The organism is Micromonospora sp. TSRI0369 (assembly GCF_001905625.1).
GTDB lineage: Bacteria > Actinomycetota > Actinomycetes > Mycobacteriales > Micromonosporaceae > Micromonospora > Micromonospora echinospora_A.
In genome coordinates this window covers 112585-120220 of record NZ_LIVU01000014.1, presented here as the reverse complement: position 1 = coordinate 120220, position 7636 = coordinate 112585, and the positions used below count along the sequence as shown (strand labels likewise).

The 7636-nt window shown below is 75.9% G+C and carries 8 protein-coding genes; 6 read left to right on the top strand and 2 right to left on the bottom strand.

The annotated features are described in order from the left end of the window. Positions 1–112 precede the first annotated feature (112 nt). Positions 113–1960, bottom strand: a complete 1848-nt coding sequence (locus AMK25_RS32115) for a hypothetical protein (RefSeq protein ID WP_198937707.1) — start codon at positions 1958–1960, stop codon at positions 113–115. Between the two features lie 3 nt (positions 1961–1963). Between AMK25_RS32115 and AMK25_RS29580 the strand changes: the two genes are divergently transcribed. After that, a complete protein-coding gene (locus AMK25_RS29580) occupies positions 1964–2947 on the top strand; it encodes a Replicase polyprotein 1ab (RefSeq protein ID WP_198937706.1) in 984 nt (327 codons plus the stop codon). A 71-nt stretch (positions 2948–3018) separates the two neighbouring features. After that, entirely contained in the window at positions 3019–4014 is a 996-nt protein-coding gene (locus AMK25_RS29575; protein WP_198937712.1) for an HAD-IIA family hydrolase, read from the top strand. A gap of 52 nt (positions 4015–4066) precedes the next feature. On the opposite strand, the gene AMK25_RS29570 is transcribed toward AMK25_RS29575, so the two are convergent. After that, positions 4067–4402, bottom strand: coding sequence for an SCP2 sterol-binding domain-containing protein (locus tag AMK25_RS29570; protein WP_073831639.1), 336 nt, complete (start codon positions 4400–4402; stop codon positions 4067–4069). 112 nt (positions 4403–4514) lie between these two features. Here AMK25_RS29570 and AMK25_RS29565 point away from each other — a divergent pair, with 112 nt between their 5' ends. From AMK25_RS29565 to AMK25_RS29550, 4 genes are read left to right on the top strand one after another with little or no spacing between them, the layout of a single operon-like run. Beyond that, the gene (locus AMK25_RS29565; RefSeq protein ID WP_073831638.1) at positions 4515–5168 is read left to right on the top strand and encodes a phasin family protein; all 654 of its coding nucleotides are present in this window, start codon (positions 4515–4517) and stop codon (positions 5166–5168) included. Continuing rightward, positions 5165–5392, top strand: coding sequence for a hypothetical protein (locus tag AMK25_RS29560; RefSeq protein WP_073831637.1), 228 nt, complete (start codon positions 5165–5167; stop codon positions 5390–5392). Before AMK25_RS29565 ends, AMK25_RS29560 begins: the two co-directional genes overlap by 4 nt. A 21-nt stretch (positions 5393–5413) precedes the next feature. After that, positions 5414–6262 carry a TlyA family RNA methyltransferase gene (locus tag AMK25_RS29555; protein WP_073831636.1) on the top strand — a complete coding sequence of 283 codons (849 nt, stop codon included), beginning with the start codon at positions 5414–5416 and terminating at the stop codon, positions 6260–6262. After that, a complete protein-coding gene (locus AMK25_RS29550; protein ID WP_073831635.1) occupies positions 6259–7143 on the top strand; it encodes an NAD kinase in 885 nt (294 codons plus the stop codon). The genes AMK25_RS29555 and AMK25_RS29550 overlap by 4 nt, the downstream gene beginning before the upstream one ends. Positions 7144–7636 lie beyond the last annotated feature (493 nt).

The following is a 7636-nucleotide window of genomic DNA, read 5'->3' as shown; positions in this document are numbered from 1 at the left end:
AGTAGGACACCGCCGGACAAACTTCCAGTCAAGGGCCGCCCCAGCAGGGGCGGCCCTTGACTGCGTTAGCGTTCTCGGCGGAAACGCCATCAGGAAGGATGTACCTGTGAGTTCAGGACCCCAGGGCGGGGACCGCCCCCGTCGTTACGAGGATCGCGCAGACCGTGGCCAGGGGCGTGGTGACGCCGGCCGCGACGGCCGTCGCGATGACCGTCCCTCGTACCGGGGCGGCCGCGACGACCGCCCGGGCGGCTTCCGTGGTGGCGACCGTGACAGTGGTGCCCGGAGCGGTGACCGCCGTGAGGGCGGGTTCCGTGGCGGTGACCGTGAGGGTGGGTTCCGGAGTGGGAACCGCCCGGGCGGCGACCGTCGCGAGGGCGGTTTCCGTGGTGGCGACCGTGACGGTGGCTTCCGTGGCGGTGAGCGTCGCGAGGGCGGCTTCCGTGGTGGCGACCGTCGTGAGGGAGGCAGCCGCGAGGGCGGCTTCCGCGGTGGCGACCGCCGTGAAGGTGGCTCCGGCGGCGGTGACCGTCGTGAAGGTGGCTTCCGTGGCGGCGACCGCCGTGAGGGCGGGTTCCGTGGCGGTGACCGTGAGGGTGGGTTCCGGAGTGGAAGCCGCCCGGGCGGCGACCGTCGCGAAGGCGGGTTCCGGGGCGGCGACCGTGACGGTGGCTTCCGCGGTGGTGACCGCCGCGAGGGCGGCTCCGGCGGCGGTGACCGTCGTGAAGGTGGCTTCCGTGGCGGTGAGCGTCGCGAGGGCGGCTTCGGCGGTGGTGACCGTCGTGAGGGCGGTTTCCGTGGTGGTGACCGTGAGGGTGGGTTCCGGAGTGGAAGCCGCCCGGGCGGCGACCGTCGCGAAGGCGGGTTCCGGGGCGGCGACCGTGACGGTGGCTTCCGTGGCGGTGAGCGTCGCGAGGGCGGCTTCCGCGGTGGCGACCGTCGTGAGGGAGGCAGCCGCGACGGCGGCTTCCGCGGCGGTGACCGCCGTGAAGGCTTCGCCGGTGGTGACCGCCGTGAGGGCGGCTTCCGGGGCGACCGCCGTGAGGGCGGAGAGCGCCGCGAGGGTGGCTTCCGCAGCGGCGAGCGCCGTGAAGGTGGCTTCGCCGGTGGTGACCGTCGTGAGGGTGGCTTCCGCAGTGGCGAGCGCCGTGAGGGCGGTTTCCGTGGTGGCGACCGTGAGGGTGGCTTCCGCGGCGGGGAGCGCCGTGAAGGCGGCTTCGGCGGTGGCGACCGGCGCGACGGTGGTTTCCGTGGTGGTGACCGCCGTGAGGGTGGCGCCCGCGAGGGCGGTTTCCGTGGCGGTGAGCGTCGCGAGGGCGGCTTCCGGGGCGGTGACCGCGAGGGCGGTTTCCGTGGTGGGGACCGTCGTGAAGGTGGCGGGGACCGTCGTGAGGGCGGTTTCCGCGGTGGCGAGCGCCGTGAGGGCGGTTTCCGCGGTGGCGAGCGCCGTGAGGGCGGTTTCCGCGGTGGCGACCGTGACGGTGGTTTCCGCGGTGGTGACCGTCGTGAAGGCGGCGCCCGCGAGGGCAGTTTCCGTGGTGGTGACCGTCGCGAAGGTGGCTACCAGGGCGGCGACCGCCGGGAGAGCTACGCCGGTGGCGACCGCCGCGAGGGCGGTTCCCGGGGCGGTGACCGCGACCGTGGCTTCCAGCGCGACGACCGGGGGCCGGGCGGTTTCCGGGGTGAGCGGGACGGTGAGCGCCGTGGCTACGGTGACCGGCCGGGTGGCGACGACCGCCGTGGCAACTACGGTCCGCAGCGGGAGCGCCGGGACGAGCGTGGCGAGGGGCGTACCGGTGAGGCGCCGGAGCTGCCGGACGAGGTCGTCGCGAGCGACCTCGACTCGCCCGTCCGGGCGGAGCTGCTCTCCCTCGCCAAGCCGGTCGCGGAGACTGTCGCCCGGCACCTGGTCGCGACCGGGCTGCTGATCGACGAGGACCCGGCGCTGGCGCTGGCGCACGCCATGGCGGCCCGCCGGCTCGCCTCGCGGATCGCCGCGGTGCGGGAGGCCGTCGGGCTTGCCGCGTACCACGCGGGTGAGTGGCAGACGGCCATCGCCGAGCTGCGGACGTACCACCGGATGAGCGGCCTGCAGAGCCACCTGGCCGTACTGGCCGACTGCGAGCGGGCCCTGGGCCGGCCGGAGCGGGCGATCGACCTGTTCCGCGGGGCCGACCGGGACAAGCTCGACCAGGCCGTCGCGATCGAGCTGCTCATCGTGGCCGCCGGCGCGCGCGGCGACCTCGGGCAGAAGGACGCGGCCGTGGCGATGCTGCAGGTCCGCGAACTGACCGGCGACTCGGCCGAGCCGTGGGCCGCGCGACTGCGCTACGCGTACGCGGACGCCCTGCTGGCGGTGGACCGGCGCGAGGAGGCGCGGGAGTGGTTCTCCCGGGCTGCCGACGTCGACTCCGAGGGGGAGACCGACGCCGCCGAGCGGCTGCTGGAGCTGGACGGCGTGGTCATCGAGGGCGACGACGAGCCGGAGGACGACGCGGACGCGTCCGAGCCCTCGGCCGAGGGCACCCGCGACGACGACCTCGACGACGACGAGGACGACCTCGACGATGACGATGACGATGACGATGACGATGACGATGACGATGACGACGATGACGACGATGACGACGACGATGACGACGACCGCGAGGATGACGCGCGTCTGAGCGGTGGCGACGACGTCACGTCGGGTGCCGGCGGGGACGCGGCACGGGCCGGCTACCGGGACCGTGACGCCGGCGATCTGGACGACGACGAGCTGACCGACACCGAGGCCGGCTCCCTCGCCACCAGCACCGCCACCACCCCGACCTTCGTCGCGGCGGCCGACGAGCCGACCACCACCGCTCCGGACGCCGACGACACCACGGCGGACAAGGCCGACGCCGACCGGCCCGCGCCGGGCGACGCCGCGGCCGGCGAGGGCGAGGCGGCGGAGCGCCGGTGACCGGGTACGGCGGGGACACCGCTACCGGCGCGGACCAGGGGCGACCCGGCCGCGCCGGTGCGGGCGGCCGGCTGGTCGACGCGTACTCGCTTGTCGTCTTCGACCTGGACGGCGTCATCTACCTGATCGACCGGCCCATCCCCGGCGCGGTCGAGGCGGTCGGCCGGCTGCACGCCGAGGGGCGCTCCGTCGCGTACGCGACGAACAACGCCTCCCGGCGCTCCAGCGAGGTGGCGGACCTGCTCACCGGCATGGGCGTCCCGGCGCAGCCGGCGGAGGTGCTCACCTCCGCGGCGGCCACGGCCGAGCTGCTCCGGGACCGGCTGCCCGAGGGCGCGCCGGTGCTCGTGGTCGGCGCGGAGGCGCTGCGGGCCGAGCTGCGCGCGGTGGGCCTGCGGCCGGTGTCCACCGCCGACGAGGAGCCCGCCGCCGTGGCCCAGGGCTACGGTCCGCAGGTCGGCTGGTCCGACCTGGCCGAGGCGTCCCTGGCGGTACGCGCGGGCGCGCCCTGGTACGCCACCAACACCGACCGCACCCTGCCCAGCCCGCGCGGCCCGCTGCCGGGCAACGGCTCACTGGTCGCGGTGCTGCGTACCGCGTTAGGTCGTGACCCCGACGTGGTGGTGGGCAAGCCGGAGCCGGCGCTGTTCGCCACCGCCGCGCGCCGGGCCGGGACCGGGCGCACGCTGGTGGTGGGGGACCGGCTGGACACCGACATCGAGGGCGCGCGCCGGGCCGGGCTGGACAGCCTGCTGGTGCTCACCGGGGTCAGCGACGCCGCCGAGCTGCTGGCCTCGCCCGAGGAGCGCCGCCCCACGTACGTCTCGTTCGACCTGGCGGGGCTGTTCGACCCGGCCGCGGTGGTGGCGGTGCCGGGCCGGGCGACCACCGGCGGCTGGTCGGTGACGGAGACCGGCGCGGACCTCGTGCTCGACGGCGCGGGACCGCCGCTGGAGGCCCTCGCGGCGCTCTGCGCGGTGGCCTGGTCGGCGTCGGCCGGGCCGCGCGTGCGGGCGCAGTCCCCGGCGGCGGCGGAGGCGCTCGCCGCGTTCGGCCTCGACGGCTGAGCGGCGAACCGGCCCGACGGCTGAGCGGCGGGCGGCCTGCGGGGCGGATCGACTAGAGCAGCTTGCGGAGCTTCATCAGGTCGAACGGGTTCGCCTTGATCGAGACCCGCCGGGAGGCGACCGCCGACATGACGTCGAGCCGGCCGTGCACCAGCGCGACCAGGTCGTCGCTGCCCGCGCTCAGGGCGATCTTCGCCTTCGGGTCGTCGCCGTCGGCCAGGTCGACCAGCCGTCCGCCCTCCAGCCGCCCGTGAAAAGCCGTGTCGAGATCGGTGATCCGGCAGGCCAGGGTGCGGTCGAGGTCGATGCGTCCCTGCGCCTCGGCGTTGCGGTCCAGCCGCGCGGCCAGGTCGTGCAACGCCTGCCGGCACTCGTCCACGCTGGCCACATCGTCTCCTCACCACGAACCACGCCGTTTCCCGGCACCGTACCGCAATGGGGCGTCCGGGGTGCCCGGTAGCGTGGCACCTGCACACCTCGCCCCGCGGAAGGACTCAGGCATGCAGGACGCGTGGCGCGCCTACCTCGAGCTGGCCATGGGCCTGACGGAGGCGCCCCGGAAGAAGGCACAGGACGCGGTCATGCGCGTCGTCGGCCAGGGTGGCGCGACCGCCGCCCAGATCCAGACGCTCGCCGAGGAACTGGTCGCCACCGGCCTGGCGAACCGGGAGTCGCTGACGAAGCTCGTCCGCTTCGAGGTGGACCGGGCGCTGGGCGCGGTCGGGCTGGCCACCGCCGACGAGGTCGCCGAGCTGACCCGCCGGGTGCACGACCTGGAGCGGCAGTTGCGCGAGGCGCGCGGCAACCTCGGGCCCGGTGAGACGTCGCCCGCCGGAGCGTCCGAGCCCGCCGCCCCGACCGGGGCCGCCGCGGCGCCGTCCGGCGCGGCCGCGCCGCAGACCGAGCCGTCCAGCGCCGAGCCGTCCAGCGCCGAGCCGTCACCGGCAGCGCCGTCCGGGGCCGGGCAGCCGAAGGCCGCCGCCGGGACCCCGGCGACGACGCAGACGAAGGCGGTGGCGAAGAAGACGGTGGCCAAGAAGGCGATCGCGAAGAAGCCGCCCGCCACCATGGCCCGTACCCCTGCCGACGGCTCGCCCGCCGCGCCCGCCCGGCCGGCGAAGAAGGCCACCGGGCGCCGGGCGGACGGCTCGTGACCGCGCCCCGGCCCGGTCCGCCGCCGGGCCCGCGGCCCGGACCGCCCCCTGGGGTACGCCCCGCGCCGGTCGAGGAGGTCGGCGAGGCGCGGCATCCGGCGGTGGACGCCGCCGTGCTCGGCATGGCCAACGCCGAGGCGCTCGCCCCGGCCGACCAGATCGCCCAGTACGAGGCGGCGTACGAGACGCTGCGCGAGACCCTCGCCACCATCGACCAGGCCTGAGCAGAGGCGGAGACACACCTGATGGCTCGTCGTACCCGGCTGGACGCCGAACTGGTCCGGCGTGGCCTGGCCCGTTCCCGGGAGCAGGCCGCCGCGCTCGTGGAGGCCGGTCGCGTCCAGCTGCGCGGAGTGCCGGCGCGAAAGGCCGCGGCGATGGTCGACCCGGCCGACCCGCTGCTGGTCACCGGCGAGGATCCGGCGCAGGAGTACGTCTCCCGGGGCGGCCACAAGCTGGCCGGCGCGCTCGCCGCGTTCGCCCCCGGCGGGCTGACCGTCACCGGCCGGCGCTGCCTGGACGCGGGCGCGTCGACTGGCGGTTTCACCGACGTGCTGCTGCGCGGCGGCGCCGCCGAGGTGGTCGCCGTGGACGTCGGCTACGGGCAGCTCGCCTGGTCGCTGCGCACCGACGAGCGGGTCCGGGTGTTCGAGCGCACGAACGTGCGTACGCTCACGCCGGAGGCGATCGGCGGCCCGGTCGACCTGACGGTGGCCGACCTGTCGTTCATCTCACTGCGTCTGGTGCTGCCCGCGCTGGCCGCGTGCACCGGCCCCGGCGGCGACCTGGCGCTGATGGTCAAGCCGCAATTCGAGGTCGGCAAGGAACGGGTCGGCGCCGGCGGCGTCGTCCGCGATCCGGCGCTGCGCGCGGAGGCGGTGCTGGACGTGGCCGCGGCGGCCGCCGGGCTCGGCCTCGGGCTCGCCGGTGTGGCGGCCAGCCCGCTGCCCGGGCCGAGCGGCAACGTCGAGTTCTTCGTATGGTTGCGCGGGGACGCGCCCGCCGCGGACCCGGAGCGGGTCCGCGCGGTGGTGGCCGCCGGCCCGCAGGGCGCCGCCACCACGGCGGCCACGACCGAGGAGGTGTCCGGGTGAGCCGCACCGCGCTGCTGGTGACGCACACCGGCCGTCGACGCAGCACCGAGCACGCCCGCGCGGTGGCCGCCGACCTGATCGCCGCCGGTTTCGAGGTGCGGGTGGTGGCCGAGGAGGCCGACGACCTGGACCTGCCCGGAGTGGTGCCGGTGACCGGTCCGGAGGCGGCCGAGGGCGCCGAGATCGTGTTCGCGCTCGGCGGGGACGGCACGTTCCTGCGCGCGGCCGAGCTGGCCCGTCCGACGAAGGTCCCGTTGCTGGGCATCAATCTCGGCAAGGTCGGCTTCCTCGCCGAGGCGGAGATCGACGACCTGGACACCGCGGTACGGGACGTGGTCGAGCGCAACTACAGCGTGGACGAACGGCTCACGCTGGACGTCACCGCCGAGTTCGAGGGCGGGCCGACCATCGAGTCGTGGGCGCTGAACGAAATCAGCGTGGAAAAGGGCGAGCGCGCCCAGATGCTGGAGCTGCTCGTCGACGTGGACGGCCGGCCGCTGTCCCGGTACGGCTGCGACGGCGTGATCTGCGCGACCCCGACCGGCTCGACGGCGTACGCGTTCTCCGGCGGCGGGCCGGTGGTCTGGCCCGAGGTGGAGGCGCTGCTGCTGGTGCCGATCAGCGCGCACGCGCTGTTCAGCCGCCCGCTGGTGACCGCGCCGACGTCGACGTTCGTCATCACCGTCGACCCGTTCACCACCCTGGCCGTGCTCTGCTGCGACGGCCGGCGCGTCTACGACCTGCCGCCCGGCGCCCGGGTCACGGTACGCCGGGGCACGTTGCCGGTGCGCATCGTGCGGTTGCGGGCGCGCCCGTTCACCGACCGGCTGGTGGCCAAGTTCGACCTGCCCGTCCAGGGCTGGCGGGGCAACCGTCGCTGACCGACGGATCAGCGGAAACCTCCGTTCGGACCACCGGTCCGGGCCGCCGCGCGCGTTACGGTGGGCGTACGGGCCGCGATGAGGTGAGTCCGGGCGCGGCGGTGAGGCCCGCCGCTTCCGGATGCGTGGCCCGGATGTCGCGGGCTCGGCCAGGGGGTGGTCGGGGCCGCGACGGTCGGGACGCCGGAGCGTCGAAGCCGGCCGCGGCGGGCGGACCGGCGCGCCGCGTCCGATCGGGTGTCGACCCCGTCGGGCGGACAGGTCGCGGAGCCGCCGCCGGAGGAAGCGGCGGCGCGCGAGCTGGGCGACGCGATCTCCGGCGTCCCGGCCCTCCACCGCGCTGTGCTCGTGTCCACCCGGCGACATGTCGCCGGTGCGGCGGCCGTCAGGTCGGCCAGCCGCCGTGGTCGGGCACCAGCGGGCAGATCGCGGTGCGACCGTCCACCACGGCCAGTCGGCGGCCCAGCCGCTGCGCGGGCTCACCGACCCGGGC